The sequence below is a fragment of the Streptomyces radiopugnans genome, assembly GCF_900110735.1.
GTDB classification, from domain to species: Bacteria; Actinomycetota; Actinomycetes; order Streptomycetales; family Streptomycetaceae; genus Streptomyces; species Streptomyces radiopugnans.
The window spans coordinates 710,758-733,374 of sequence record NZ_FOET01000001.1 but is presented as its reverse complement, the minus strand read 5'-3'; the positions used below and the strand labels follow the sequence as shown (position 1 = coordinate 733,374).

At 74.1% G+C, this 22,617-nt stretch carries 26 protein-coding genes; 12 read left to right on the top strand and 14 right to left on the bottom strand.

The genetic code is table 11. The features are described from left to right. The first annotated feature begins 67 nt into the window (after positions 1 to 67). From lipA to BMY40_RS03190, 3 genes are all read left to right on the top strand, one after another. Positions 68 to 1,006, top strand: coding sequence for a lipoyl synthase (lipA, locus tag BMY40_RS03200; protein ID WP_093655064.1), 939 nt, complete (start codon positions 68 to 70; stop codon positions 1,004 to 1,006). 155 nt (positions 1,007 to 1,161) lie between these two features. Next, a complete protein-coding gene (locus tag BMY40_RS03195) occupies positions 1,162 to 1,341 on the top strand; it encodes a hypothetical protein (RefSeq protein ID WP_093655062.1) in 180 nt (59 codons plus the stop codon). Between the two features lie 10 nt (positions 1,342 to 1,351). Further along, positions 1,352 to 2,041: a DUF4191 domain-containing protein gene (locus tag BMY40_RS03190; protein WP_093655060.1), complete on the top strand. Its 690-nt coding sequence runs from the start codon at positions 1,352 to 1,354 to the stop codon at positions 2,039 to 2,041. Positions 2,042 to 2,216: 175 nt separating this feature from the next. Here the strand turns inward: BMY40_RS03190 and BMY40_RS03185 are convergent, their stop codons facing one another. After that, positions 2,217 to 2,684: an RDD family protein gene (locus BMY40_RS03185; RefSeq protein ID WP_093655058.1), complete on the bottom strand. Its 468-nt coding sequence runs from the start codon at positions 2,682 to 2,684 to the stop codon at positions 2,217 to 2,219. A gap of 262 nt (positions 2,685 to 2,946) precedes the next feature. Here BMY40_RS03185 and glnA point away from each other — a divergent pair, with 262 nt between their 5' ends. After that, positions 2,947 to 4,356, top strand: coding sequence for a type I glutamate--ammonia ligase (gene glnA / locus BMY40_RS03180; RefSeq protein WP_093655056.1), 1,410 nt, complete (start codon positions 2,947 to 2,949; stop codon positions 4,354 to 4,356). A gap of 124 nt (positions 4,357 to 4,480) precedes the next feature. Here the strand turns inward: glnA and BMY40_RS28210 are convergent, their stop codons facing one another. Genes BMY40_RS28210 through BMY40_RS03170 form a run of 3 tightly spaced genes read right to left on the bottom strand, consistent with a single transcriptional unit; the run spans position 4,481 to position 5,465 of the window. Next, a complete protein-coding gene (locus BMY40_RS28210; protein ID WP_218158216.1) occupies positions 4,481 to 4,651 on the bottom strand; it encodes a YetF domain-containing protein in 171 nt (56 codons plus the stop codon). Then, positions 4,627 to 4,923 carry a DUF421 domain-containing protein gene (locus BMY40_RS03175; RefSeq protein WP_218158215.1) on the bottom strand — a complete coding sequence of 99 codons (297 nt, stop codon included), beginning with the start codon at positions 4,921 to 4,923 and terminating at the stop codon, positions 4,627 to 4,629. The genes BMY40_RS28210 and BMY40_RS03175 overlap by 25 nt, the downstream gene beginning before the upstream one ends. 41 nt (positions 4,924 to 4,964) lie before the next feature. Beyond that, the gene (locus BMY40_RS03170; RefSeq protein WP_093655054.1) at positions 4,965 to 5,465 is read right to left on the bottom strand and encodes a hypothetical protein; all 501 of its coding nucleotides are present in this window, start codon (positions 5,463 to 5,465) and stop codon (positions 4,965 to 4,967) included. Positions 5,466 to 5,818: 353 nt separating this feature from the next. Here BMY40_RS03170 and BMY40_RS27890 point away from each other — a divergent pair, with 353 nt between their 5' ends. Next, complete coding sequence (locus BMY40_RS27890; protein WP_093655052.1) at positions 5,819 to 6,139, top strand: STAS domain-containing protein; 321 nt, start codon at positions 5,819 to 5,821, stop codon at positions 6,137 to 6,139. Positions 6,140 to 6,209: 70 nt separating this feature from the next. Then, positions 6,210 to 6,440, top strand: a complete 231-nt coding sequence (locus tag BMY40_RS03160) for a DUF6011 domain-containing protein (protein ID WP_093655050.1) — start codon at positions 6,210 to 6,212, stop codon at positions 6,438 to 6,440. A 73-nt stretch (positions 6,441 to 6,513) separates the two neighbouring features. Here BMY40_RS03160 and BMY40_RS03155 read toward each other — a convergent pair whose 3' ends face one another. Both BMY40_RS03155 and BMY40_RS03150 read right to left on the bottom strand, forming a co-directional pair. Continuing rightward, complete coding sequence (locus BMY40_RS03155; protein ID WP_245769804.1) at positions 6,514 to 7,902, bottom strand: SGNH/GDSL hydrolase family protein; 1,389 nt, start codon at positions 7,900 to 7,902, stop codon at positions 6,514 to 6,516. 50 nt (positions 7,903 to 7,952) lie between these two features. Then, a complete protein-coding gene (locus BMY40_RS03150; protein WP_218158214.1) occupies positions 7,953 to 8,711 on the bottom strand; it encodes a polysaccharide deacetylase family protein in 759 nt (252 codons plus the stop codon). Positions 8,712 to 9,098: 387 nt separating this feature from the next. Between BMY40_RS03150 and BMY40_RS03145 the strand changes: the two genes are divergently transcribed. Then, positions 9,099 to 10,055 carry an alpha/beta hydrolase gene (locus BMY40_RS03145; RefSeq protein WP_093655048.1) on the top strand — a complete coding sequence of 319 codons (957 nt, stop codon included), beginning with the start codon at positions 9,099 to 9,101 and terminating at the stop codon, positions 10,053 to 10,055. A 12-nt stretch (positions 10,056 to 10,067) separates the two neighbouring features. Here BMY40_RS03145 and BMY40_RS03140 read toward each other — a convergent pair whose 3' ends face one another. Next, positions 10,068 to 11,363, bottom strand: a complete 1,296-nt coding sequence (locus BMY40_RS03140) for a helix-turn-helix domain-containing protein (RefSeq protein WP_093655046.1) — start codon at positions 11,361 to 11,363, stop codon at positions 10,068 to 10,070. A gap of 27 nt (positions 11,364 to 11,390) precedes the next feature. On the opposite strand from BMY40_RS03140, the gene BMY40_RS03135 reads away from it, so the two are divergent. Beyond that, positions 11,391 to 12,734 carry an extracellular catalytic domain type 1 short-chain-length polyhydroxyalkanoate depolymerase gene (locus BMY40_RS03135; protein ID WP_093655044.1) on the top strand — a complete coding sequence of 448 codons (1,344 nt, stop codon included), beginning with the start codon at positions 11,391 to 11,393 and terminating at the stop codon, positions 12,732 to 12,734. Between the two features lie 92 nt (positions 12,735 to 12,826). Here the strand turns inward: BMY40_RS03135 and BMY40_RS03130 are convergent, their stop codons facing one another. Further along, on the bottom strand, positions 12,827 to 13,576 hold the full coding sequence (locus BMY40_RS03130; protein ID WP_218158213.1) for a polysaccharide deacetylase family protein: 750 nt from the start codon (positions 13,574 to 13,576) through the stop codon (positions 12,827 to 12,829). Positions 13,577 to 13,938: 362 nt separating this feature from the next. Between BMY40_RS03130 and BMY40_RS03125 the strand changes: the two genes are divergently transcribed. Then, entirely contained in the window at positions 13,939 to 14,298 is a 360-nt protein-coding gene (locus tag BMY40_RS03125; RefSeq protein WP_093655042.1) for an arsenate reductase family protein, read from the top strand. Between the two features lie 29 nt (positions 14,299 to 14,327). On the opposite strand, the gene BMY40_RS03120 is transcribed toward BMY40_RS03125, so the two are convergent. Genes BMY40_RS03120 through BMY40_RS27885 form a run of 5 tightly spaced genes read right to left on the bottom strand, consistent with a single transcriptional unit; the run spans position 14,328 to position 18,792 of the window. Next, a complete protein-coding gene (locus BMY40_RS03120) occupies positions 14,328 to 15,848 on the bottom strand; it encodes a cytochrome P450 (protein ID WP_245769803.1) in 1,521 nt (506 codons plus the stop codon). Continuing rightward, positions 15,845 to 16,468, bottom strand: coding sequence for a GTP-binding protein (locus BMY40_RS03115; RefSeq protein ID WP_093655040.1), 624 nt, complete (start codon positions 16,466 to 16,468; stop codon positions 15,845 to 15,847). The genes BMY40_RS03120 and BMY40_RS03115 overlap by 4 nt, the downstream gene beginning before the upstream one ends. Continuing rightward, complete coding sequence (locus tag BMY40_RS03110) at positions 16,449 to 16,829, bottom strand: DUF742 domain-containing protein (RefSeq protein ID WP_093655039.1); 381 nt, start codon at positions 16,827 to 16,829, stop codon at positions 16,449 to 16,451. The genes BMY40_RS03115 and BMY40_RS03110 overlap by 20 nt, the downstream gene beginning before the upstream one ends. Continuing rightward, positions 16,826 to 17,212 carry a roadblock/LC7 domain-containing protein gene (locus tag BMY40_RS03105; RefSeq protein WP_093655744.1) on the bottom strand — a complete coding sequence of 129 codons (387 nt, stop codon included), beginning with the start codon at positions 17,210 to 17,212 and terminating at the stop codon, positions 16,826 to 16,828. Before BMY40_RS03105 ends, BMY40_RS03110 begins: the two co-directional genes overlap by 4 nt. A 56-nt stretch (positions 17,213 to 17,268) precedes the next feature. Next, positions 17,269 to 18,792 carry an ATP-binding protein gene (locus tag BMY40_RS27885; RefSeq protein WP_093655037.1) on the bottom strand — a complete coding sequence of 508 codons (1,524 nt, stop codon included), beginning with the start codon at positions 18,790 to 18,792 and terminating at the stop codon, positions 17,269 to 17,271. A 667-nt stretch (positions 18,793 to 19,459) separates the two neighbouring features. Between BMY40_RS27885 and BMY40_RS03095 the strand changes: the two genes are divergently transcribed. Next, positions 19,460 to 20,011 carry a hypothetical protein gene (locus BMY40_RS03095; RefSeq protein ID WP_143071732.1) on the top strand — a complete coding sequence of 184 codons (552 nt, stop codon included), beginning with the start codon at positions 19,460 to 19,462 and terminating at the stop codon, positions 20,009 to 20,011. A 447-nt stretch (positions 20,012 to 20,458) separates the two neighbouring features. On the opposite strand, the gene BMY40_RS03085 is transcribed toward BMY40_RS03095, so the two are convergent. Continuing rightward, the gene (locus tag BMY40_RS03085; RefSeq protein ID WP_093655031.1) at positions 20,459 to 21,358 is read right to left on the bottom strand and encodes a Gfo/Idh/MocA family protein; all 900 of its coding nucleotides are present in this window, start codon (positions 21,356 to 21,358) and stop codon (positions 20,459 to 20,461) included. Positions 21,359 to 21,583: 225 nt separating this feature from the next. Here BMY40_RS03085 and BMY40_RS03080 point away from each other — a divergent pair, with 225 nt between their 5' ends. Continuing rightward, positions 21,584 to 22,051, top strand: coding sequence for an SRPBCC family protein (locus BMY40_RS03080; RefSeq protein WP_093655029.1), 468 nt, complete (start codon positions 21,584 to 21,586; stop codon positions 22,049 to 22,051). Beyond that, positions 22,048 to 22,578 carry a hypothetical protein gene (locus tag BMY40_RS03075; RefSeq protein ID WP_093655027.1) on the top strand — a complete coding sequence of 177 codons (531 nt, stop codon included), beginning with the start codon at positions 22,048 to 22,050 and terminating at the stop codon, positions 22,576 to 22,578. The genes BMY40_RS03080 and BMY40_RS03075 overlap by 4 nt, the downstream gene beginning before the upstream one ends. Positions 22,579 to 22,617 lie beyond the last annotated feature (39 nt).

The following is a 22,617-nucleotide window of genomic DNA, read 5'->3' as shown; positions in this document are numbered from 1 at the left end:
AGCCAAGGCGTACCCTTGTGTGCGCCGAAGATTCAAAGGCCACCAACACATAAGGGGAGTGCCGGACGTGTCCGCTGTCGCACCCGACGGTAGGAAGCTGCTGCGCCTGGAGGTCCGGAACAGCCAGACCCCCATCGAGCGCAAGCCCGAGTGGATCAAGACCCGGGCGAAGATGGGCCCCGAGTACAACGCACTGCAGTCCCTGGTGAAGCGCGAGGGCCTGCACACGGTGTGCCAGGAGGCCGGCTGTCCCAACATCTTCGAGTGCTGGGAGGACCGCGAGGCCACCTTCCTCATCGGAGGCGAGCAGTGCACCCGGCGCTGCGACTTCTGCCAGATCGACACCGGCAGGCCCGCCGAGTTCGACCGCGACGAGCCGCGCCGGGTGGCCGAGTCCGTCCGGCAGATGGAGCTGCGGTACGCCACGATCACCGGCGTCGCCCGCGACGACCTGCCCGACGGCGGCGCCTGGCTGTACGCCGAGACCGTCCGCCAGATCCACGCGCTGATGCCGGACACCGGCGTCGAGCTGCTGATCCCGGACTTCAACGCGGTGCCCGAGCAGCTCGCCGAGGTCTTCTCCTCGCGCCCGGAGGTGCTGGCGCACAACGTCGAGACGGTCCCGCGGATCTTCAAGCGCATCCGCCCCGCCTTCCGCTACGAGCGTTCGCTGGAGGTGATCACCCGGGCCCGCGCGGAGGGGCTGGTCACCAAGTCGAACCTGATCCTCGGGCTCGGCGAGACCCGCGAGGAGGTCAGCCAGGCCCTGCGCGACCTGCACGAGGCCGGCTGCGAGCTGATCACCATCACCCAGTACCTGCGCCCCTCGCCCCGGCACCACCCGGTGGAGCGCTGGGTGAAGCCCCAGGAGTTCGTGGAGCTGAAGGACGAGGCGGACGAGATCGGCTTCGCCGGCGTCATGTCCGGCCCGCTGGTCCGCTCCTCCTACCGCGCCGGGCGCCTGTACCGGCAGGCGGTCGAGCGCCGGGGCGCCACCGCGGCGTGACGCCCTCCCCTCCCCGTGGCCTGATCCGCTCCCTCCGCTTTCGGCGCCTTTGACCGCGTCGTCACCCGCTGGTAACACCGTTCGGCGAGGGTGGGGACCACGGACCGCCCGCACCACCGGCCCCGCGGGGCCCGCCATGGGGAGGGGACCTTCCGGTGCACACCACCGCACGGATCCTGGGAAGACTGGAGGGGCTGCTGCTGCCCGGCGGGCAGCGCACCGCGCGCCGCAACGCCTGGGCGGCCGTCCTGGAGGACCGCCGCCGGGCACGGGCGCGGGGGGAGGCCGCGGCCGTCCTGGAGGCCGCGGCGACCCGGCGCAGGCGGGCGACGTAGACTTCGCTGTATGGCGAGGAAGGAAACATCCGAGAATCCGGGGCGGCTCAAGCAGATCGCCCTGACGTACAAGATGACGCGGCGCGTCGACAAGTCGATCGGCTTCGTCCTCGCGGGCGTGGGGCTCGTCACCTTCGGTGTTCTCCTCGCGATCGGCTTCTGGGTCGGCCACCCCGTCTACCTGGGCATCCTGGGCTTCCTGCTGGCCTTCCTCGCGATGGCCATCGTCTTCGGCCGCCGGGCCGAGCGGGCGGCGTTCAGCCAGATGGAGGGTCAGCCGGGCGCCGCGGCCGCCGTCCTGGACAACATCGGCCGCGGCTGGACGGTCACCCCGGCCGTCGCCATGAACCGGCAGCAGGACGTCGTCCACCGGGCCGTGGGGAAGGCGGGCATCGTGCTCGTCGGCGAGGGGAACCCGAACCGGGTGCGCTCCCTGATCGTCTCCGAGAAGAAGCGCATGGCGCGCATCGTCAGCGGCGTCCCGGTCCACGACGTGGTCGTGGGCACCGGCGAGGGCCAGACGGAGCTGAAGAAGCTGCGCACCAAGCTGCTCAAGTTCCCCCGGGTGCTCCAGGGCCCCCAGGTCACGGAGACCAACGACCGGCTGCGGGCCATGGGCGACCTGATGAACAACCTGCCGATGCCCAAGGGGCCGATGCCCCGCGGCATGCGGATGCCCAAGGGGCCGACCCGCCGCTGAGGCGCGCACGTGCCCGGCGCGCCGGGCGGGCGGACACGGATGTGGTGGAGGCCCGGAACTCTTCGGAGTTCCGGGCCTCCACCACGTTCCGCCCGCGGGCCCGCGCCGGTCCGCCCCGCGACTCGCGGCGGGTCGTCGTCATACCGCCGTCATACCGCCGAGGGGCGGTAGTCGCTCAGATCCGCACCTGTACGGCGCCGGAGAGCCTGTCGTGCAGGCCGCGCGAGTCGCGGTCCCACACGAGCGCCGGCACGGCGAGCGCCAGCAGGACCGTGCGCACCACCGCGCGGGGCATCGTGAGCCGCCCGCCGCCCACGGAGACCACCCGCAGGCCCAGCAGCCGCTTGCCCGGCGTGGAGCCGACCGTGCCGACGGTGAGGACACCGAGCACCGCGAAGACCAGCAGGGCCCAGTTCCCCGCCGAGCCGAGGTCGCCGCCCGTGAGCAGACCGTATGCGATCAGCATGCACAGGCCCCAGTCGACGAAGATCGCGCCGAACCGGCGTCCCAGCGGGGCGACCGACCCCGGCCCGTCCTGGGGCAGGCCCAGCCGCTCGCCCCGGTAGCCGAAGTCCGCGCCCATCTGCTCGGCCGCGGCCCTGGGGCCCGAGAGCCAGGATCCGATTGCTTGCCTGTTGTCCACCCGTCAACGGTAACGCGCGGCCTTCCGGGGTACCCGGCCGGGCTGCGGGGGCCGCACACGGCCGCGAGGGCGGCGCCGAGGACGGCACCAGGGCGGTACCGAAAGCGACCGTCCGCACACTCGTCCGGTTAACATCACCGAAACAAATGGGTCATGCTTGAGAAATCCCGCAAATCTAAGGTCGGGCGACAGCAGGACATCGCACTGGACTGCCACTCGAGCTGCCACCCCGTCCCCTCGCGGCGGGACTAGGAGGACTTGGATGTTCCAGAACGCCGACGAGGCAAAGAAGTACATCGCGGACAACGACGTGAAGTTCGTCGACGTCCGCTTCTGCGACCTGCCGGGAATCATGCAGCACTTCACGATCCCGGCCTCGACGTTCGACCCGTCCGAGATGCAGGCCTTCGACGGGTCCTCGATCCGCGGCTTCCAGGCGATCCACGAGTCCGACATGGCGCTGCTGCCGGACCTGTCCACCGCCCGCCTGGACCCGTTCCGCCGCGACAAGACGCTCAACATCAACTTCTTCATCCACGACCCGATCACCGGCGAGCAGTACAGCCGGGACCCGCGCAACGTGGCGAAGAAGGCCGAGGCGTACCTCGCCTCCTCCGGCATCGCGGACACCGCCTACTTCGGGCCCGAGGCCGAGTTCTACGTCTTCGACAGCGTCCGCTTCCAGACCAGCGCGAACGAGTCCTTCTACCACATCGACTCCGAGGCCGGCGCCTGGAACACCGGTGCGCTGGAGGACAACCGCGGCTACAAGGTCCGCTACAAGGGCGGCTACTTCCCGACCCCGCCGGTCGACCACTTCGCCGACCTGCGCGCCGAGATGTCCCTGGAGCTGGACCGGGTCGGCCTGAAGGTCGAGCGCCAGCACCACGAGGTCGGCACCGCCGGCCAGGCGGAGATCAACTACAGGTTCAACACGCTGCTGGCGGCCGCCGACGACCTGATGCTGTTCAAGTACATCATCAAGAACGTCGCCTGGCGCAACGGCAAGACCGCCACCTTCATGCCGAAGCCGATCTTCGGCGACAACGGCTCGGGCATGCACGTCCACCAGTCGCTGTGGTCCGGCGGCGAGCCGCTGTTCTACGACGAGCAGGGCTACGCGGGCCTGTCGGACACCGCCCGGTACTACATCGGCGGCATCCTCAAGCACGCCCCGTCGCTGCTGGCCTTCACCAACCCGACGGTGAACTCCTACCACCGCCTGGTGCCCGGCTTCGAGGCCCCGGTGAACCTGGTGTACTCGCAGCGCAACCGCTCCGCCGCGATGCGCATCCCGATCACCGGCTCCAACCCGAAGGCCAAGCGCGTGGAGTTCCGCGCCCCGGACCCGTCCTCCAACCCGTACCTGGCCTTCTCGGCCCTGCTGCTGGCCGGCCTGGACGGCGTCAAGAACAAGATCGAGCCGGCCGAGCCGATCGACAAGGACCTCTACGAGCTGGCTCCGGAGGAGCACGCGGGCGTCCCGCAGGTGCCGACCTCCCTGCCGGCCGTCCTGGAGGCCCTGGAGGAGGACAACGAGTACCTGCAGGCCGGCGGCGTCTTCACCGCAGACCTGATCGAGACCTGGATCGACTACAAGCGCACCAACGAGATCGCCCCGATCCAGCTCCGTCCGCACCCGCACGAGTTCGAGATGTACTTCGACCTCTGATCGGCCGGCGCCGCCGCGCCCCGTCCCACCTGCGAGAAAGCAGGCCGGGCGGGGCGCGGCGGCGTTCGTGGCGGCGTGGCCCCGGGGCCGAGCCGGGCGACCGGGGCGCCCATGTCTCCGCGGGCTACTGCCCGCGGGAGACGACGCTGATCCTGCCGGTCTTCTCCAGTACCGCGTACCTGATCTGGTCCATGCGTTCCAGCCCCTGGCTCTGCCGTGCGGCCTGGAGGATGTCCGACTCGGTGATGTGCAGTCGCTTCAGCCGGTCGGTCAGAAGCCGTCCGTCGTCCACCACGACCACCGGGGTGCTGTCGGTGATCCGGGAGAAGGCCGGGAAGCGGAAACCGAGGTAGTCGGTGAGCCGGTCCACCGCGACGAGGTGGTGACGACCAGCGCGGCGGTGGTCAGGGAGAAGTCGTCGCCCAGCAGTGCCTGCTGGGTGGCCTCGCTGATGATCAGCAGCAGGACCAGGTCGAAGGTGTTGATGCTGGACAGCGACCGCTTCCCGCCGGCCCGCAGCAGCAGGATGAACAGGTAGACGACCAGGGCGCGCACCACCGACTCCACGGCGGCCTCCTTCCGACAGACCTGGGGCGGGCCCCGCAGGCTCAGGGGTAGACGAACTGCTGGAAGTCGACCGCGGGTCCGGCTTCCCCGACGGTGACGGTGCCGGGGTGGGAGCCGATGACGTCGGGCCGGTAGGAGATCCGGACCTCGGGCGGGGCCGCGCCGGCGGGGAAGGTCAGCCGCAGCCCGTCCGGTGTGCTCTCCCAGGTGTCCGGCTCGGGGATCACCTGGTTGATGTCGGCACCGTCCACCCAGTCCGAGGACAGGGTCAGCGCCACCTGGCCCTCGGAGACGGCCGCAGCGCCGGTGGTGATCCGCAGGTCGGTCTTGGCCGTGTAACGGGTGAGCCCCGGATATTCGACCGTGAGCGCGCCCGCGGCGGCCGACGCCTGCCGGGAGGCGAAGACGCCCAGTCCGCCAAAGAGGCCGACCAGCGCCGCGGCGACGATCGCGGCCATCACCACCCAGGCGATCCGCTCGAACGCCCACTCACCGCGTTCGAACCGGTCGTTCTCCTCGATCTGGAGTCCCTGGAAACCCACGTGCTCCACCTCCCGCCGCCGGGTGCCATGGGGGGCGCGGTGGGCAAACCGCCGCGCAGCGCGGTTCACCCCGTTGCCGACACCCGCGGGCAGCCCGCCCGGGTCGCCGGACGGCGGATGGCGGACGGCGGATGGCGGATGGCGGATGGCGGATGGCGGATGGCGGATGGCGGATGGCCGACGGGCCCCGGCTGAGGGGACCTTCGGCCCTCCGCCGGGGCCCGTCCGGGACTTACCGGCACCCGGCCTGCGGTGATGAGGTCGTACCCGTGCCCGCCGCACCCGGCGGGCAACAGGGCTTCGTTCGACCCTCACACCGAAGAACACCCAAGAACACCGAAGAAGGTGCCTCCATGACAGCCGGGTCCACCCTCGCAGCACCGCCGCCGCTCGGGACGCCCTCGATGGTCCACCTGTCGGGCGAGCTCGACCTCCACACCGCGGCGGGCCTGGAACCCGCCCTCGCGGAGCTTGCGGACTCCCGCCGGGAGCTGGTGATCGACCTGTCCGACGTCACCTTCTGCGACAGCTCCGGCATCAACCTGTTCCTCCGGCTGCACCACCGCTGCGCCGCCGCCTCCGGGCGGCTGCGCCTGTGCCGGGTCCCGCGCAGGGTCGCCCTCGTCTTCAGAATGTTCCGCTTCCACCACGTCGTGCCGTGCACCTTCGTCTGACCGGGCTCCGGCGTCGGCGTCCGCGGGAGCCGTTCTCGCGCGCCGGTGCGCGGCCTGGTAGACCGGTGGGATGACCGCCGAGCCCGATCCCGGACCCGAGCCCGTACCGCTCCCCGGCAGCCCCGAACCGTCCGGAGGGGGCCGGCCGCGCGTGACGTGCCGGATGTGCGGACGGCCGCTGCGCGACCGGCAGGCGCGGCTGTGGGGCCTGGGGGTGGAGTGCCGGGAGAAGCTGGCGTTGCGCGCGGCCCCGGCCCCCGGGCGCTGGGAGGTCGAGCAGGAGGCGCTGCCCGGGTTGTGAGCGTCCCGGATGCCGAACGTGGCGCGGCGCCCGTGCCCCCTCCGGCACGGGCGCCGCGCGGTGCGGGGCGCGGTCAGCGCAGCAGGTGGAGGGGGACGGCGTCGGCCATCGCCTCCGCCCCGGCGTCGCTGGGGTGGAGATGGTCGCCGCTGTCGTAGCGCGGCAGCAGGCGCTCGGGGTCGGCGGGGTCGCGCAGGGCCCGGTCGAAGTCGATCACCCCGTCGTACTCCCCGCTGGTGCGGATCCAGTGGTTGACGGCCTGGCGGGCGGCCTCGCTCTCCTTGCTGTGGAAGCCGAAGGTGTCGCCCTTGAAAGGCAGGATCGTGCCGCCGTAGGCCTTCAGTCCCCGCTCGTGGGCGCGGGCGATGAGCTGGCGGTGGCCGTCGATGACGTCCTGGGCGGTGACCTTCTCCGAGGCCGGCGCGGTGCCCGCGGCCGGGTGGCCGAGGTCGTTCACACCCAGCAGGACGATGACGTGCTCGGCGCCGGGCTGGGCGGCCACGTCGCGGTCGAAGCGGCGCAGCGCGCTCTGGCCGAAGTAGGCCGCGTAGTTCTCGGCGCCGGTCCCGGCCGGGGGGTTGGGGTCGTGCAGCAGGCGGTTGCCGCTGACGCCCTGGTTGAGCACGCCCCGCGGGTACGGTCCGCGGGCCTCGGCCAGGCGCCGGGCGAGGAAGTCGGGCCAGCGGTGGTTGGCGTTCACCTCGGTGTCGGAGCCGTCGGTGATGGAGTCTCCGAGGGCGATGACGGCCGAGGCCTTCCCGGCCCCCCTGGAGCGGTCGGCGCTCACGCTCACGCCGGTCAGGAAGTACCAGCGGTCGACGGTGGCGGTCGGTGTGATGTCCGCGTGCCCGGTGACGTTGCCGGAGGCGACGTGGTTGTGCTGGAAGGCGAACGCGTGGACCGTCGAGCCCGGGGTGCGCTCGGGCAGGTGGATGCTCACCACCAGGTCGGAGCCCGCCGGCACCCGCAGGGAGACCGGGTCGCTGAGCATGGGCGCGCCCGCGGGGACGGTCACCGAGGAGCGCCCGCCGAAGGTGAGCGCGCGGTCGGTGCGCTTGTCGACGGCGGTGGGCCCGCCGTCCTCGGCGCGGCGGGCGATGCGGGCCTCGCCGACGACCAGGGGCCGGTCGCCGAACTCGTTCGACAGCCGGATGCGCACCCTGTCGCCGCCGATGCTGGTGCGGACGGTCTGTCGGATGGTCTGGTCCTCGAACACGGTGGTGTCCGAGGCGGGGACGGCCGTGGGCGTGGTGGACCAGGTGCCCACCCAGGCGCGGCCCGAGTGCTTGCCCGCCTCGCTCCCGGCGGTGCTCCCGGCGGATGCCGGGGAGTCGCCCGGGGCGGCGGGGGTGGACGGAGCCGTGCCCATGAGCAGGGCTCCGGTGAGCAGGGCGACGACGTAGCCGCTCGCCCGCCCCGCGCGGTCGCGGAGGAAGGCGAACCGCGTCGTGTTCGGTCTCATGCGGGTCTCCCGATGGCTTCGTGGTCTGGCCGGGCCGGTCACGGGCGGGCTCAGCCGCGGCGGGCGGGCTTGTCGAAACGCCAGCCCTCGGCCCTGAGCCGCGGGATGGCCCGGTCGACGGCCTCGACGGTCGCGCTGCGGTCGCCGCCGCCGTCGTGCAGCAGCACCACGGCCCCGGGCGTGACGCCCTCGGTGATGCGGCGGGCGAACTCGTCGGCGCTGTGCGGCTCCCAGTCGCCGATCACCAGCCGCCAGCCCAGCGGCTGCATCCCCATCGAGGCCGCCACCTGCGGCGTCTGCCCCCAACTGCCGTACGGGGCGCGGAAGTAGGGGATCCGCGCGCCCGGGGCGGCGCGGCGGATCGCGGCGTTGGTCTCGGCCAGGTCCGCCCGGATGTCCTCGGGGGACCAGGTGGCCATGTCGTCGTGGTGCATGGTGTGGTTGCACAGCGTGTGGCCGCCGGCGACGATCCTGCGGACCAGCTCGGGGTGCTCCTCGACGTGGTCGCCCCACAGGCAGAAGACCGCCTTGACGCGGTGCTTGCGCAGCACCTCCAGCAGGCGCGGGGTGTCGTCGGGGTCGGGGCCGTCGTCGAAGGTGAGGGCGACGGTCCTGCCGCTGTGCCGGGTGGTCTCGACGACGGTGTCGTTCACCTGGCCGGCCTGGGCCGGGCCGGCCGCGGCCAGGACGCCCAGGCACATCCCGCAGGAGAGCAGCAGGGGCATCGCCAGGCGGCGCAGCCCGCGGGCGCGCCGGGGGCGCGCCGTGCCGGGGGCGGGTCTTCCGGAGGGGGTGGCGGTCGTGGTCAAGGCTGGTCCCTTTCTGGTGCTCCCGTCGGGCCCCGGGGCTCCACCGGCGGCCGGGCGGCGGGCCCGTACGGCGTGGATCGGCGCCTTCCGGAAAATTTCCGGTCGAGCGGGGAGACGATAGGGAGGCCCCGTGCTGGCGTCAAGAGCGGCCCGCTTCCCGCGCCGGGGAGGTGTTCTCGCTGGCCAGGGCGGCTTCCGGCGTCCTCACCGGGCCGGTCGCCGGGCCGGCCGGCGGGGAGAACGCAGTGGAAAGCGCACAGGTGTCGGGCCCGGACGGCCGTACTCCCGACACCCGTCTGATGACCTGGGAGGAAGCCCGTGACACCGTCTCATCACAACGCCGCCGCACACCCCGCCGTGCCCTGGGCCGACGATCGGAGGACGCAGATGAGCCCGCGCCACCGGTTCGACCCCGAACTGGCCGCGGCGCTCCCGCTGATTCCCGAGGTGGAGCTGCTCGACCTCGACGCGGCGCGGGCCGCGCAGGCCGGGCAGGTGGCCGCGGCGGTGGCGGCGGCCGACACCGCCGGCGTGGACGTCGGGGAGATCAGCGTCCCCGGACCGGCCGGAGCGCCCGGGGTGCGGCTGCGGCTGTACCGGCCGCAGGGCGTACGCGGCCCGCTGCCCGCGGTGTACGGCATGCACGGCGGCGGTTTCATGCTGGGCTCACCGGACGTCGACCACGACTGGAACCTGCTGCTGTGCCGGGAACTGCGGGTGGTGGTGGCCTCGGTCGACTACCGGCTGGCGCCCGAGCACCCCTTCCCCGCACCCCTGGAGGACTGCTACGCCGGGCTGTGCGGCCTGGTGGAGCGGTCCGGGGAGCTGGGGGTGCTGCCCGAGCGGATCGCCCTGTGGGGCGACAGCGCCGGGGCGGGGCTCGCGGCCGGGCTGGCCCTGCTCGCCCGCGACCGCGGCGGCCCGGCGGTCTGCTTCCAGCACCTGTGCTCCCCCGCGCTCGACGACCGGCTCTCCACCCCCAGCGCGCGGCGGTTCACCGACGCGCCCGTGTGGAACCGGCGCAACGCCGCGATCAGCTGGGACGCGTATCTGGGGCACGGGGTGCGGGGCACCGCCGACGTCTCCCCTTACGCCGTCCCCGCCCGTGCCGGGGTCATGGAACTGGCGGGCCTGCCGCCCGCGTACGTGTCGGTGATGGAGTTCGACCCGCTGCGGGACGAGGGAATCGACTACGCCCGCGCCCTGCTGGCCGCCGGGGTGCCCGCCGAACTGCACCTGCTCCCCGGCACCTTCCACGGCGCGTGGGCGGTGGAGCACGCCGCCGTCATCCGGCGGGCGACGGCCGAGGCGGTCGCGGTGCTGGGCCGGGCGCTGGGCCGGTGAGGAGGTGAGCGCTCAGCCGTCCCCGTTACCGGCCAGCCGCAGGGCGTACAGCGCGAGCTGGGCGCGGAAGCGGTCCTGCGGGTCGCGCAGCCGCCAGCCCAGCTCCTTCTCCACGTGCGACAGGCGCGCGGCCACCGAGCTGTGGTGCAGGTGCAGTTCGGCGGCGGCCTGCCGCAGCGAGCCGGTGCGGCAGAACGCGGCCAGGGCCGCCAGCAGTTCACCACCCGGCCGGGCCTGCCCGGTGGTGGGGCCGCCGCGCTCGCCGTGCGCCGGCTCCCCCAGCTCCCCCAGCCGCCGTACGTCCGCCTGGGCGCGCAGCCGCTCCACCGGGATGTCGGCCAGCAGCACGAGCGGGCCGAGTTCGTCGTGGTCGGCCACCGCCTCCTCCGGAGCGCCCGCCACCGCGAACCGCAGGGCCGAGCGAGCCTGCGCCCAGGAGGCGTGGGCGTCCAGCGGGTCGGCCTCCGACCCGATCCCGACGCGTGTGCCGGGGGCCGGCCTGCGGGCCGCGCTCCGCTCGCGGACGCGTTCGCGCATCGCCGCCCGCAGCTCCACGGCCGGTGACGCGGTGCCGCCCGGACGGGAGCCGGAGGCCGTCTGCCCGCCGGGGACGGCCTGTCCGCCGGAGGCTCCCGGCCCGCCGGATGCGCCGTCCCGGCGCTGCACCAGTACCGCTCCCAGCGAGCCGACCCGCGCCACCCGGACGGTGCCCCGCAGCGCGCCGCGCCCCAGCAGCGCGACGGCCTCCACCCCGGCGTCCGCGCTCCTGCTCGCGCCCGTGTCCGTGCCCGGTCCCGCCGCCGCGTCCGCCGCCACCGCGATCACCCGCAGCGGCGTCCCGGGCTCCAGGCCCAGCAGCCGCAGCGCGCGTGCGCGGTCCTCGACGGCCTCCCGCCCGGACAGCACCAGTTCGACCAGCGCCGGGTCGGCGGCCCTGGGGGTGCGGGTCGGGCGGGGCCGCCCGGCCAGCACACGGGCGGCGATGGCCATCCACTCCAGCACCAGCTCGTCGAACGGCCCCGGCGCACCGGGGCGTTCCAGCCACACGCGACCGGCCGGCTCCAGGTCCACCCGGCCGGAGACGTGCGCGGGCGCGCCCGCCAGGGCGGCGCCGTCCGGGGCGAACCGCGCCGCGCGGCCGTCGGGCAGTTCCAGCCCCGCCGCGCACCCGGCCAGTCCCGCGGTGGACCGCGTCAGGGTCACCGGGTCCAGCGCACCGCCGAGCAGCGCCTCGAAGTGGGCGATCACGCGTACGGCGGTGGCGGCGTCCGCGTCCAGCGCGGACAGCCGCAGCAGCAGTCCCTTCACGTTCCGCAGTCTAGGAAGGAGATGAACATGACCGACAGATCCGTGCACACGGCGGCGAGCGGGGCCGCCGGGCGCCCGGTCGGATCGCGCCTGGCGGCGCTGCTGGGTGGTGTGCTGCCCATGGTGGCGGCCCTGCTCGTGGCCCTGGCCGCGCCCCCGGCCTCCGCCGCCTCACTGACCGAGGTGACGAACTTCGGCAGCAACCCCAGCAACCTGCGCATGCACCTGTACGTGCCCGACAAAGTCCAGGCGCGTCCGCCGGTGCTGGTGGCGGTGCACTACTGCACCGGCTCCGGCCCGGCGTTCCACTCCGGCACCGAGTTCGCCTCGCTGGCCGACCGTTACGGGTTCGTCGTGGTCTACCCGTCGGCGACCCGCAGCGGCAACTGCTTCGACGTCTCCTCGCCGCAGGCGCTGCGGCGCGACGGGGGCAGCGACCCGGTGGGCATCCGGTCGATGGTGGGCCATGTGCTGCAGCGCCTGAACGCCGACCCGGGCCGGGTCTACGTCACCGGCGCCTCCTCGGGCGCGATGATGACCAACGTCCTGGTGGGCAACTACCCGGACGTCTTCAAGGCGGGCGCGGCCTTCATGGGCGTACCGCACTCCTGCTTCGCCACCACCGACGGCTCGGGCTGGAACAGCTCCTGCGCGAACGGCACCCTGGACAGGACGCCGCGGCAGTGGGGCGACTTGGCGCGCGGCGCGTACCCCGGCTACAGCGGTCCCCGGCCCCGGATGCAGATCTGGCACGGCACCGAGGACAGCACCCTGCGCTACCCCAACTTCAACGAGCAGATCGAGCAGTGGACGGACGTCCACGGGGTGAGCACGACGCCCGCGTACACCGACCGGCCGCAGTCGAACTGGGTCCGCACCCGCTACGGCGGCACCGGTGACCAGGCCCCGGTGGAGGCCGTCAGCGTCCAGGGGGTCGGGCACTCCCTGCCCACCGGCGGCATGGCGGCCCGGGCTGTCACGTTCTTCGGCCTGGACGGCACCGGCTCCACGGACCCCGACCCGGATCCGGACCCCGAGCCCGAGCCCGAGCCGGGGGCCTGCCGGGTCGCCTACACCACCAACGCCTGGAACACCGGGCTGACCGCGTCCGTCACCGTCACCAACACCGGCGGCGCGCCGCTGAGCGGCTGGTCGCTCTCCTTCGACCTGCCCGCGGGCCAGACCATCGTCTCCGGCTGGGGTGCGAGCTACAGCCCGGGCAGCGGTGCGGTGACCGCCAGGCCCGCCTCGTACAACTCCAACCTGGCGGCCGGGGCCAGTGTGCGGATCGGCTTCCAGGCGAGCCACACCGGCGACACCGGCGAGCCGGCCTCCTTCACCCTGAACGGAGTCTCCTGCACCGTCGTCTGACGCGCACACGCGGCACGGCCGCGTACGGCACGACGGCACCGGCCCCGGCGGGAGTTCCCGCCGGGGCCGGTGCGGTGGGCCAGGGGCCAGGGTCAGCGGACGGCCGGCTGGTCGAACGTGTAGCCCTGTGCCTTCAGTTGCGGGATGGTCTGGTCGACGGCCGAGACGGTCTGGCTGCGGTCGCCGCCGCCGTCGTGCATCAGCACCACGGCCCCGGGCGTGACGCCCTGCATGATGCGGCGGACCAGTTCGTTCGTGCCCGGCGGCTGCCAGTCGCCGATGTCCGTCCGCCAGCCCAGCGGCTGCATCCCCATCGAGGCCGCCACCTGCGGGGACTGCCCCCAACTGCCGTACGGGGCCCGGAAGTAGATGATCTGCGCGCCGGGAGCGGCCTGGCGGATCACGTTGTTGACCTGCTCCAGGTTCTGGCGTATCTGCTGCTGGGACCAGCCGCCCATGTCCTGGTGGGCCATGGAGTGGTTGCACAGCCGGTGGCCGTCGGCCGCGATCCGGCTCACCAGGTACGGGTACTGCCGCACGTGGTCGCCCCACAGGCAGAAGGTCGCCTTGACGTTGTGCTTGCGCAGCACCTCCAGCAGGCGCGGGGTGTGGGTGGGGTGGGGGCCGTCGTCGAAGGTGAACGAGACGGTCCGGCCGCCGCTCTGGGTGGAGGTGACGACGGTGCCGTCGGCGGCCTGGACCGTTCCCGCCGCGGTCAGGGAGCTCATGCAGAGCCCGGCGGCGAGCAGCAGGGGCGCCGCGAGACGGCGCAGGCGGCGCGGGCGGCGCGGGCGGCTCACAGCGGTCCTCGCGGTGGCCTTCGCGGTGGCGCTCGTTGTCATGGTCGGCTCCGGTTCCTTCCTGGTGCGCGGCCGGGACCGGGCTCTCCTCGTCCGGGAGTGCTCCGGTCCGGCTCGCGGTGGGGGGACGTGGGGGGAGAGAAACCTTCCGGAATCCTTCCGGTAGAACGAGGAGACCATAGGAAGCCCCCGACTCGCCGTCAAGCACCGCGCACAGGCCGGACGGAAGCACGTTCTCGCTGGTCAGAGCGGGGAAAAGCCGCTCTTCCCGGCAGGCGGGCGGCCCGGGAAACGGACGGTCGTCGGACCGGGGACGCCCTCCCTCCGCCGCTTGTCTGACGCCCGTGCCCGGGCAGCGCGGCGGCTGCTCCTGTCACCGCCGTGCGGCCGCTACCGTGAAGCGCATGGAGATCTGGATCAATCCCGCCTGCTCGAAGTGCCGCAGCGCGGTGAAGCTGCTGGACGCGGAGGGCGCCGAGTACACCGTCCGCCGCTACCTGGAGGACCCGCCGACCGAGGACGAACTGCGCGCGGTGCTGGAGCGGCTCGGTCTGGAGCCGTGGGACATCACGCGGACGCAGGAGGCCGAGGCCAAGGAGCTCGGCCTGAGGTCCTGGCCGAAGGAGCCCGCCGAGCGGGACCGCTGGATCGCCGCGCTGGCCGGGCACCCGCGGCTGATCCAGCGGCCGATCATCACCGCCGACGACGGCTCGGCGGTCGTGGGGCGCAGCGAGGAGGCCGTACGCGACGCGCTCTCCCGCTAGCGCCGTGCCGCCACGGCGCCGCTCCCGCGTCAGCCGGGCTGTACGCGCCCCCGCAGGCGCCGCCACAGACCGGCCGGCCCGCGGCCCGGTCCCGTACGTACCGCACCGGCCGGGGCAGCCGGGTCCGCGGCGCGCGCGGCCGACCCCGCGAGGGCGGCGGCCGCGGGAGCGGCCTCGGACGGCCGCGGCCGTCGCCCGCCGGCCGGGGGGCGGGCGAAGGGGTTGCGGTCGTGGCGGGGGGTGAACCGCACCGGCAGCGCGTCCAGGCGGCGGGACCAGGACGAGGAGGTCCAGGTCAGCTCCTCCTCGGGAACGGCCAGCCGCAGGTCCGGCAGCCTGGCGATCAGGGTGTCGATCCCGGAGCCGGTGACGGCCCGTCCGATGTCCTGGCCCGGGCACTCGTGCGGCCCGCTGTTGAACGACAGGTGCGAGCGGTTGCCGTGCATCTCCTGGCCGGCGGTGCGCCCGGTGGCCGGGTCGGCGTTCCCGGCCGCCAGGCCGAGCAGCAGCAGGTCGCCCTCGCGGACCTCGCGCCCGGCGATCTCCATGTCGTACCTGGGGAACCGCCCGGGCAGCACCGTCAGCGGCGGCTCGTCCCACAGGATCTGCTCCACGGCGGCCGGCAGGGTCATCTGGCCGCCGTTCAGGGTGCCCCTGAAGCGCGGGTCGGTCAGCACCATCCGCAGTGTGCCGACCATCAGGTTGGTGGTGGCCTCGTGGGCCAGGACGAGGACGAGCCGAAGGTGCTGGCGGACCTCGTCGTCGCTGAGTCCGGCCTCGTGCGCGATCAGCCAGGAGGCCAGGTCGGGGCCGGGCGCCAGGTGTTTGGCGGCGACCAGCCGCCCCAGGATCCGGTGGATGTGCCGGTCGGCCTCCAGCGCCTTCTCCGTGCCGCCGACGAGCTGCCGGCTGGCCTCGACCAGGCGGGCCCCCTCCTCCTCCGGCAGCCCGTAGAGGTCGGTCAGCACCATCATGGGCAGCGACAGGGCGAACTGGCCGACCAGTTCGGCCTGTCCGGCGGTCGCGAAGGCGTCGACGAGCTGGTGGGCGCGCCGGTGGACGGCGCGGCGGATGGCCCGCCGGTCGAAGCGCTCCAGGCTGTCCTTGACCGCGCCGCGCAGCCGCCGGTGCTCCGGGCCGTCCTGGGAGATGCAGTCGGGGCGCCAGGCCAGTACCGGTGCCAGCGGCGAGTCGCCGGGGATCCTGCCCTCCCGCCAGTCGCGCCACAGCCGGGGGTCGCGGGCGAAGCGGCGCGGGTTGCGGGCGACCTGGAGGATCTCGTCGTAGCCGAGCAGCAGCCAGGCGGGTACGCCGCCCTCCAGCAGGACGGGCGCGATGGCGCCGTGCTCGGCCCGCATCCGCTCGTACAGTCCCAGGGGGTCGGCCGACGCCTCGGGTCCGTACAGGGGTGTGGCGCCCGCCGCGTGGGCCGGGCAGCCCGGCGGGGGCACCGCGCCGGCGGCCGGGGCACCGCCGTGCGGATCGGTGGACGGGCCGGGAAGGGGGCCGGTGGACGGAAGGCCCGGTCCGGAGGAGTGCGGCGTGCTCACAGGAACTCCCGGGTCGCGGTGGCGGAGTCGTAGAGGTGGTGCATCAGCGTCAGCAGGACGTCGCGGCTGGAGTCGAGCCTGCGGGCGTCGCAGCCGACCACGGGGACGTGCTCGGGCAGGTCGAGCGCGGACCGCAGGTCGCGGACGGGGTGGACGGGGGCGCCGGGGAAGTTGTTGACGGCGACGACGAAGGGGACGCCGCCCTGTTCCAGGCGGTCCATGGCCGGGAAGCTCTCCTCCAGGCGCCGGGTGTCCACCAGGACCACCGCTCCCAGCGCGCCCGCGATCACACCGTTCCACAGGAACCAGAAGCGCTGCTGTCCGGGCGTGCCGAACAGGTAGAGGACGAGCCGGTCGTTGAGGGTGATGCGGCCGAAGTCCATGGCCACGGTCGTCTCGGTCTTGCGCTCCACGCCGGACAGGTCGTCCACGCCGACCCCGGCCTGGGTCATCGTCTCCTCGGTGGTCAGGGGGCGGATCTCGCTGACGGAGCCCACCATGGTCGTCTTGCCGACGCCGAATCCCCCGACGACGACCACCTTGACCGACCTCTCGGTGGAGGCCGGCAGCAGGTCCTCGTGCCGCGGGCCGAGCGGCGGTTCAGAGTCGTTGCAGTCCATCGATCAACGCTTTCAGGATCTCGACGTCGGGGTCCGCGGCGGCCGTGTGCGCCGCGCGGGTCTGCCGCGCCTCCACCAGGGAGTCGGCGATCAGGTCCGCCAGCAGCACCTGGACGGCGCTGAACGGCAGGTCCAGGTACGCGGACAGTTCGGCCACGGAGAGCGGGCCGGCGCACAGGCGCAGGATGGAGACGTGCTCGGGGCGCATCCCCGGCTGCGGCTCGGACCGGGCCACGATCAGCGTGACCAGGTCGAGCACCTGTGCCTCTCCCGCGTCGGTGCGCCCGCCGGTGACGATGTACAGGGGAACGGGCGTGCCCTCCTCCCAGTCCCGTTCCCATCCTCGGCCGTCCCCGCTCACGGGGCCTGCTCGGGTGCTCGGGGCGGACTGGCGAGGTGGTCGCCGATCCTGATGACCAGGTCCCTCATGCGCTGGCTCATCAGTCCGGCGTCCACCCCCTCGTCGGCGGTCACCGCCAGGTAGGAGTTGGCGGCGGCGGCCATGAGGTAGAAGAAGCCGCCGTCCACCTCCAGCACGACCATGCGCACCCCGCCCTCGCTGTGCGGGAGTTCCGCGGCCACCGACTGCGCCAGGCTCTTGAGCCCGGAGGAGGCTGCGGCCAGCCGGTCGGCCGTGTCCTTGTCGGCGCCCCACTGGGCCATGCACAGGCCGTCGGCGGAGAGCAGGACGATGTGCCGGGTGCAGGGGACGGTGACGGCCAGGTCCTTGAGCAACCAGTCCATGTTCTTGAGCCGCTGCTGCGTCGTCACGTGCAGATCACCTGATTCCACTACTGGTTTCACGACTCGTCGCCGGCCGCGGGTCGGTCCGGCGCCCGCCGGGGCGCCGGGGGTGCCGGGGCCGCCGGGGGTGCGGGCGGGGTCTCGCCGGGGCCGGCGCCGTCGGACCGGGCGGTATCGGACCGGGCGAAGAAGGCACCCATCCACAGCCCCATGTCGGGGTGGGCCTCCAGGGGCGACTTCCCGGCCGCCTCCGCGCCCGGTGCCCCGGACACACCGGCCCTGCCGCCCAGGGTCCCCGTGCCGGCCGGACCGACCGGGCCGGCCGGGGGGACGGCGGCGCGGTGGCGGCGGCGCTGGGGCAGTCCGTTGACGTTCCGCTCGACGACGAGCGGTTCGCCGTCCGGGTCCGGCCCGGCCGCGGACCGGACCGCGGCCGTAGGCGCGGGCGGGGTCGGTCCGGCCATGGCGTGCCGCCGGGCCACCGGGCCGGGGGGACGGCCGCCGACCCGGGCGTAGGCCTCCATGGGCAGCGCGGTGAGCAGGTCGTGCGGGACGAAGACGACCGCGCGCACCCCGTCGCAGGTGGAGGGACGCAGGGAGATCCGCAGCCCGAGGCGGCCCGCCAGTACGCCCGCCACCCGCAGGCCCATACGGGCCGTCTCCCCGAGGTCCTCCAGGTCCAGCCCGTTCTGCGCCTGGGTGAGCAGGAACTCGGCGTGCCGGCGGGTCTCCTCGGTCAGGCCCACGCCCTTGTCCTCGATGGAGACCTCGATGCCCGAGGCCACCTCCTCGGTGTTGACGACCACCTTGGTGCTGGGCGGCGAGTAGCGGGCGGCGTTGTCCATCAGCTCGCTGAAGACCAGGCTCAGCGGCTCGACCGCCGGGCCGAGCACCGCGACCTCGGCGATGCGGTGCAGCTCGATGCGCAGGTACTCGGCGATGGGGGCGCTGCCCGCGCGCAGCACGTCGTAGAGGGAGACGGGCTTCTGCCACTGGCGCGCCGGGCTGCCGCCGCCGAGGACGGCCAGGCTGGTGGCCACGCGGCCGGCGACGTTGACGCCGTGCTCCAGGTGCATCAGGTCCCCCAGGATCTCGGGGGCCGGGTGCTTGAACTGCATCCTGCGCAGGTCGGCCTGGAGGCGGTGGATCTCGGCCTGGATGCGGCAGGCGATGTTGACGATCGCGCGGCGGGCGGAGTCGCGCTGGAACTCGCGGTCCTGGACCGCCCTCACGACGGTGTTGGTCAGCTTCTCGTGGGCGGCCACCAGCCGCGGGTCGGAGTCGGCGGGGTGCAGCGAGGGGGGCAGTACGTCGCCGGGCGCCTCGCCGCGCTGCACGGCCTCGACGACGGGCGGCATGACCTCCAGGCAGTAGTGCTCCAGGTCGGCGAGCTGGCGTTCCGCCCGCTGCCGGGCGGCGGTGACCGCACGGCCCCGGCGTACCACCTCGTAGGCGGCCGCGGCCACCGCGAGCGTCGCCGCGGCTCCGCACCAGGCGACCGCGGCACGGGCCGGGGCGGTGACGGAGAGCGCGGCCAGGGCCGCGCAGGCGGCCACCAGTACGGGGGAGGCGAGCCACAAGCCCCCGGGAGAGGGGCGTCGGCCTCCCGTCAACGAGCCGGCGGGCTCCATGGGCATCCTCTGGGCGTTGGGGTGGACGGTGGGACGGGGCTGGGCGGGGTTGGTGGAACGGACGGCGTTTCGGAACGGCTGTGCCGCACGGCGGGCCGTGCGGTGGAGCCGTACGGCGGGCGGCGGGCGCGGCGCGGAGGACATGCCGGCGGCACAGGCCTCCGGCATACGCCACTTGCGCGGAGGGGGACGTCCGGAACCGCAGGCCCTCCGGCCGCCCCGCTTCGGAGCATGGCGGCGCCGAGGCGCCGCACGCGGCGGCGACAACCCGTGACGGCCGCGACTCGCTGCGTGACAGGGAGCATAGGGGCATCCGGTGAGCCGTCGCAGAGACTTGACAAACACCGTGCGAATACGCGGCGACACGCTAGGTGATCAAGCGGGCGTTACGGCCTAAGCCTGCGCGTTCGTTCCGTTTTGGACGGGTGCACGCACCGGAAAACATTGGCCAATACCGCACATCCGTTCCATCACCCGCCGGGGTGACCCGCACCGCGGTCCGCGGCTTTCGGAGAAGCGCGGGAAAGCGCGGGGAAGTAACGGGAAGCGGCCTCGCCGAAGTGTCGGATGGGGCAGGGTGCGGTCATCCTCTCCATGGGACGACAGGGGGACGAGGATGAGCAGTTTCGGTACGCACCGGGCCCGTGTGCACGACGCGGCACGGCCCGTCCACCGCCGGCTGGGCGATCTGCGGACGTGCCTGCAGCACTTCGCTCCGTACGGCTTCCGGGCGACGTACCACCACCTGTGCGGGAGCGCGGGCATCCCTGGCAGGCCCGAGAAGGACCCGGAGTCGCTGGTGCGGGCCGTCGAGGAACTCCATGCGGCCCGGCAGGTGTGGCTGGCCGCCGAGGCCGCGTACGCCGGGCGCCGGGTGCGCGAGAAGCGCGCGGGCAGGCGGCAGCCCGGCCGCGCCGAGGCGTGGCAGGCGGAGCGGCGCCGGCGGCACGGCCTGGCCTACTGCCCCGACCCCCGGCGCCACCCGGCCGAACCGCTGCCGGTGGTGGTGCGCCGCGTGCTGTACGCCCGGCCGCCCGAGCGGCCGGCGCCCGGCGGCCACTCGGTGTGCTGGGTGTGCACCGGGCCGGCCGGCACCGAGCTCTGGCGCGACGGCTACTGGACGTACACGCTGTGCGCGGGCTGCGGGGTCAGTCTGCGCCGGGAGTGACGCGCCTTCAGGCCGACCGGGCCTCGGCCGCGCGGAGGCGGCGCAGCGGTTCGCGGGCCGGTGCGCTCTCCCCGGCGGAGGCGGGCGACTCCCGCACCACGCCGGGTCCGAGGACCGGCGCGGCGTGGCAGCGGAGGCAGAAGGCGATGTCACGGACGCCTCCGCCGGCGGTGTGTAGGCGCAGGCCGTGGCGGGGGGGCGAAGCAGCGCATCCGCTCCCCGGCGGGCGGGGCGGCGACGAGGCCCGGGAGTTCCGCGGCCACGTCGCCGTCCCGCAGGCCGAGCTCCTCGCCCGGCACCGTCCGCGGCCACGAGGCGTGGCCGAGGGGGTCGCCGACGCGGAGGGCCTCGACGAGGACCACCGGCTCGCCGAGCCGGTCCGGTACGGGCGCGAAAGGGGTGGGCGGCCGCACGGGGACATGCTCTCCCGCACCCGCCCGGTCCGGGTCAGCGGTCGCCGAGCCGGGCCTGCGCCGCCGCGAGGATCTCCGTCACCCGCACCCCGAACCGTATGTCGCACGGGTGCGGCTCGCCGGTGCGGGCCGAGGCGATCAGGGCGTCCACGGCGTTGCCGAGGGCGGCGACCGCGTCCGTCTCCCCCTCCGGCAGTTCCACCGCGCCCGCGGTGCCGCGCAGTTCCACCCGGGTCACGGACGCCGCGGGCGCGACGGCGAGGCCGAGCGCGCAGGTGCTGGAGGCGCCCGAGGCGTGGCGCAGGGCGAGCTGGACGGTCCGCCCGGCGCCGGAGACGGCGGCCACCGACCCGTCGAGGTCGGCCACGTCGCCGAGCACCGGCAGCAGCACGGACAGGGCGTGCGGGCCGACGTCCCACAGCCCGCCCTTCTCCCGCCGCCAGGGCGAGCCCGCGAACGGGCTGGGCTCGGCGCCCTCCGCGAAGATGCCGCCGAGCCAGTCGGCGCGGCCCAGCTGCCAGCCGCCCGTCCGCCTCTGCTCCTCGATCCACGCCGCCGTCTCGGGACGGAACCGCAGGGTGAAGAAGACGACCGAGGCCACCCCCGCGGCGGCGGCCGCGTCGGCGATCCCGCGGGCGGCGGAGACGGTGGTGGCCACCGGCTTGTCCAGCAGCAGGTGGCGGCCGGCCTCGGCGGCCCGTACGGCCAGGGGCGCCTGTATGTCCGGCGGGAGCGCCACGGCGACCGCGTCGCAGTCCTCCAGCAGCGCGTCCACGTCGTCGTAGGGCCGGCCGCCGAACCGTCCGGCGATGTCCGCCGCCGCCTCCGGGCGGCGGCCCCAGACCCCCGCCAGTTCGGCGTCGGGGTGGGCGCGCAGTGCGGGGCCGTAGGCGAGTTCCGCCCAGGGGCCGGTGCCGAGCAGGCCGAATCTCATGTCCCGGTGTCTCCTTGGCCGTACCGGTCCGCTGTACCGGTAAAGACGAGCGATGGCGCCGCCAACCATGCCAGACGCCCGCCGGCGCCCGACACCCCGCTCCGGCCGGGGACGGTGGGATCGGGGTGGGATCGGGGTGGGAACGGGCGGGCGGCGGGTTCGTCCGTAAGGGGCCGGCCGCCGCGCCCGGGCGGTGCTTCGCGCAAAAGCGGGTACCCGGCCCGCATGGCAGTGCGACACGTATGGGTGAACAGGAAGCCCGAGAGGGTGTGGGGTGTCCTCAGCGACGCCGAGCAGTACCAGAAATGGGTCGTGGGCACCAAGGAGACCCATGAGTCCGAGGGCCACTGGCCCGAGGTGGGCACGGCCCTGCGCTACACGATCGGCCTGGGGCCGCTGACCGAGCACGGTTACACGATCGTGCGCATCTGCGAGCCGCCCGGGCGGCTGGAGCTGGAGGCGTCGGCGGGGCGGCTGGGCACGGCCCGCATCGCGATCTCGGTGAAGCCGTGGGGCGAGGGCTCGCTGATCACCATGGACGAGCACCCCCTGCGCGGCGCGGTGGCCCAGATGCACACCGCGCCCCTGGACGTGGCGCTCCAGCTGCGGCACCGGCTGATGCTGTCGCGGCTGCGGAAAGTGGTGGAGTCCGGGCGGAGCGAGGCGGACCGGGAAGCGGGGAGGCACGTGTGACGGACGAACGCACCGGGGACCGCGCCGCCGGCCGCCCCGGCGACAGGCCCGACGACCGGCCCGACAGGGCGCACCGCCGCCCGCCGGGCGTGGACGACGCCACGGTCGAGGCCGTCGGCAAGGTCACCGAGGCGCTGGAGGCGACCGAGCGGGCGCGCGGCCACCTGTACTCCTTCCACCAGATGACCGGCCGCTCCGACCTGCTGCTGGGCGAGGCGGTGGAACTGCTGCGCGAGGCCGGGCACGCCGAGGAGGCGGAGCTGCTGGAGACCGAGATCCTGGGCCGCAACGTGATCCCGGGCCACTGGACGTTCCAGATCGTCGAGGGCTACGACTCGCACTACTACAAGCCGTTCACACGGCTGGAGGAGCGGGTGCGCGACCGGCTGACGGGCGGTCTGAAGCACCTGTACGAGGCGGAGATGAAGGAGGCCAGGCGCACCCACGGCCATCCCGCCCACACGGCCCGGCCCGACACCACACGGCCCGGCACCGCACGCACCGGCACCGCCCCGCCCGGCGCCTGACCGCCGCACCGCCCGCCCCGCTCCCGTACACCCGCCGCT

Coding starts and splice junctions, on each gene's coding strand:
- BMY40_RS03190 (WP_093655060.1), top strand. CDS start 1,352: ATGGCGAGGAAGGAAACATCCGAGAATCCGGGGCGGCTCAAGCAGATC.
- glnA (WP_093655056.1), top strand. CDS start 2,947: ATGTTCCAGAACGCCGACGAGGCAAAGAAGTACATCGCGGACAACGAC.
- BMY40_RS27890 (WP_093655052.1), top strand. CDS start 5,819: ATGACAGCCGGGTCCACCCTCGCAGCACCGCCGCCGCTCGGGACGCCC.
- BMY40_RS03160 (WP_093655050.1), top strand. CDS start 6,210: ATGACCGCCGAGCCCGATCCCGGACCCGAGCCCGTACCGCTCCCCGGC.
- BMY40_RS03155 (WP_245769804.1), bottom strand. CDS start 7,902: ATGAGACCGAACACGACGCGGTTCGCCTTCCTCCGCGACCGCGCGGGG.
- BMY40_RS03145 (WP_093655048.1), top strand. CDS start 9,099: ATGAGCCCGCGCCACCGGTTCGACCCCGAACTGGCCGCGGCGCTCCCG.
- BMY40_RS03135 (WP_093655044.1), top strand. CDS start 11,391: ATGACCGACAGATCCGTGCACACGGCGGCGAGCGGGGCCGCCGGGCGC.
- BMY40_RS03130 (WP_218158213.1), bottom strand. CDS start 13,576: ATGACAACGAGCGCCACCGCGAAGGCCACCGCGAGGACCGCTGTGAGC.
- BMY40_RS03125 (WP_093655042.1), top strand. CDS start 13,939: ATGGAGATCTGGATCAATCCCGCCTGCTCGAAGTGCCGCAGCGCGGTG.
- BMY40_RS03115 (WP_093655040.1), bottom strand. CDS start 16,468: ATGGACTGCAACGACTCTGAACCGCCGCTCGGCCCGCGGCACGAGGAC.
- BMY40_RS03105 (WP_093655744.1), bottom strand. CDS start 17,212: ATGGACTGGTTGCTCAAGGACCTGGCCGTCACCGTCCCCTGCACCCGG.
- BMY40_RS03095 (WP_143071732.1), top strand. CDS start 19,460: ATGAGCAGTTTCGGTACGCACCGGGCCCGTGTGCACGACGCGGCACGG.
- BMY40_RS03085 (WP_093655031.1), bottom strand. CDS start 21,358: ATGAGATTCGGCCTGCTCGGCACCGGCCCCTGGGCGGAACTCGCCTAC.
- BMY40_RS03080 (WP_093655029.1), top strand. CDS start 21,584: ATGGCAGTGCGACACGTATGGGTGAACAGGAAGCCCGAGAGGGTGTGG.